The organism is Streptomyces himastatinicus ATCC 53653, from assembly GCF_000158915.1.
Lineage (GTDB): Bacteria > Actinomycetota > Actinomycetes > Streptomycetales > Streptomycetaceae > Streptomyces > Streptomyces himastatinicus.
In genome coordinates this window covers 2,876,003-2,878,606 of record NZ_GG657754.1, presented here as the reverse complement: position 1 = coordinate 2,878,606, position 2,604 = coordinate 2,876,003, and the positions used below count along the sequence as shown (strand labels likewise).

At 72.2% G+C, this 2,604-nt stretch carries 2 protein-coding genes; both read right to left on the bottom strand.

Features of this window, described 5'->3' with window-relative positions; all coding sequences use genetic code 11:
* Positions 1-87 precede the first annotated feature (87 nt).
* The gene (locus SSOG_RS11565) at positions 88-1,500 is read right to left on the bottom strand and encodes an alkaline phosphatase PhoX (protein ID WP_009714403.1); all 1,413 of its coding nucleotides are present in this window, start codon (positions 1,498-1,500) and stop codon (positions 88-90) included.
* Positions 1,501-1,633: 133 nt separating this feature from the next.
* Positions 1,634-2,604: cell division protein ZapE (gene zapE, locus SSOG_RS11560; RefSeq protein WP_063631555.1), on the bottom strand; the 971-nt coding region annotated here is incomplete at its 5' end.

Genomic DNA, 2,604 nt, shown 5'->3' with positions numbered 1-2,604 from the left:
GGCGATCGCCTGTGTGGTCAGTTCGCGACGGCAGTGACACGGCGCCTCCCGCCCCGTACGGACGGGGCAGGAGGCACGGCGCACCGCTCAGTGCTGCCAGGGCCCGGTGATCGCGAAGGTGGTGCCCGGGGTGTAGCAGTTCACGTACATCGTGCGGCGGTCCGGGGCGAAGGTGACGCCCGCGAACTCACCCCACTCGGGCTCGTCCTCGGTGCCGATGTTCTGGCGGCCGCGGGCCATCGGGTAGACGTCGCCGCGCCGGGTCAGCCCGTACACGTGCTGCGCGCCCTCGCCGTCCTCGCACACCATCAGCCCGCCGCTGGGCGCGAGCGTGATGTTGTCGGGTGACTCGCCGGGCAGCTGGACGTCCGTGTCAGGGCCGAAGACGATCACCAGGGTGAGCCGGTGCCGCTGCGGGTCGTAGCGCCAGATCTGACCGAAGTGGTCGGCGGCCGAGCCGTCCGCGCTCTTGGCGAAGCTGGAGACGAAGTAGACCGAGGTCCCGCCCCAGTAGCAGCCCTCCAGCTTCTGGGCGTGGGTGATGCCGCCCGAGCCGAAGTCCTGGAAGCGGATGGGGGTTTCCGCCGCGAGCGGATCGGGGACGGTGACCCACTCGATGCCGCTGAAGGACGTCCCCGGCTCCTGGACGGTGGACAGGTCGGCCACCCCCGGCACCCGCAGGGCCTGGAGCTTGCCGCCCGCGCGCAGCGACCCGGTCCCGCCGAGGGGTTTACGGGGCAGGAAGCGGTAGAAGAGCCCGAAGGGCTTCTCGAAGGCGTCCTCGGTCTCGTAGACGACCCCGCTGCGCGGGTCGACGGCGATCGCCTCGTGCTGGAAGCGGCCCATGGCGGTGAGCGGTACGGCGCCGGTGCGGCGCGGATCGTACGGGTCGACCTCGAAGATGAACCCGTGGTCCTTGGTGTAGCCGTTCGTCCCGGCCTTGTCCTCGGTCTCCTCGCACGTCAGCCACGTGTGCCAGGGGGTGGGGCCGCCCGCGCAGTTGACGGCCGTACCGGCGATGGCGACCCGCTCCGACTGCACCCGGTTGGCGGAGTCGAGCGCGAGGGCGGTACAGCCGCCCATGCCCATCGGATCGTAGGTGAGGCCCTTGACGGCGGGGACGCGGATCGCGGCGTCCTTGCGGTTCTCATGGTTGCGGACCAGGTGCGTACGGGCATCTCTGCCGCTCGACCGGCCCGGGAAGGCGGCCATGCCGTCGCAGTGGCTGGGGACCTTGCCCTCACCGGAGCGCAGCGCGTCGCCCTCGCGGGACAGCACGCGGTAGCGGAAGCCCTCGGGGAGGTCGAGCAGGCCGTCCGGATCGGGTACGAGCGGGCCGTAGCCGCCGCGCCCGGCGGCGTCCGCGGCACCCGCGGCCACCGGGTCCGGGCTGTCGGCCGTGGCCGTACCGGCGAAGAGTTCCTGGATGCTGCCGGTGAAGGCGATGGAGGCGCCCAGCGCACCGGTACGGCCCAGGATCTGACGTCGTGTCGCTGACATGCGGTAACTCCCTGCTGGCGGACAGGAAAGATGACCGCACGTGTGTATCACGCGCCCCCGGCGCGCGGGAACCATCTGATCAATACGACGCGCGGGTGCCCCGGCCGGAAAGCGTGCCCTGGAGGGCGTCCCCCTATGCCTCGGCCAGCTGCCTCGCGTCCCGGGCGAGCGCGGTGAGGCGGGATATCGCCCGGAAGTACTTCTTGCGGTAGCCGCCGTTCAGCATCTCCTCGCTGAACAGCTGGTCGAACGGCACCCCGGAGGCCAGCACCGGCACCTCGCGGTCGTAGAGCCGGTCCGCCAGCACCACCAGCCGCAGCGCGGTCGACTGGTCCGGTACGGGGCCGACCCCGGTCAGGCAGACGGCCTGGACGCCGTCGCACATCGCGCCGTACCGGCTCGGGTGCACCTGGGACAGGTGCTCCAGCAGCGCGGGGAAGGCGTCCAGGGAGGCGCCGGGCGTGCGCTTGGCCGCGCGGGTGACCACCTCGTCGGCGTACGGGGCGGGAGCCTCGGGCAGCCCGCGGTGGCGGTAGTCCTCGCCGTCGATGCGCACCGGCTGGAAGTGCGCGGACAGCCCCTGGATCTCGCGCAGGAAGTCCGCGGCGGCGAACCGGCCCTCGCCGAGCTTGCCGGGGAGGGTGTTGGACGTCGCGGCGAGCGCCACGCCCGCCTCCACCAGCTTGCCCAGCAGGGACGAGACGAGGACGGTGTCGCCCGGGTCGTCCAGCTCGAACTCGTCGATGCACAGCAGCCGGTGATCGCTCAGCGTCTTCACGGTCTGCTGGAAGCCGAGCGCGCCGACCAGGTTCGTCAGCTCCACGAAGGTGCCGAACGCCTTCTTCTCGGCCGGGGCCGGGGTGGCGTGCCACAGGGAGGCCAGCAGATGGGTCTTGCCGACGCCGTAGCCGCCGTCCAGGTACACCCCGCGCGGACCGCTGGGGGCGGCGGGCTTGGCCGCCCGGCGGAACCAGTGTCTGCGGCCGCCCTTGCCCGCGCCCGCTCCGCCGCCGCTCAGCCGCTCGGCGAAGCCGCGCAGCACGGTGACGGCCTCGGCCTGGCTGGGCTGATTGCGGTCGGGGATGTAGTTGTCGAAGCTCACCG

Excerpts from the sequence above, each read along its gene's own strand:
- SSOG_RS11565 (WP_009714403.1), bottom strand. The coding sequence starts at position 1,500 with ATGTCAGCGACACGACGTCAGATCCTGGGCCGTACCGGTGCGCTGGGC.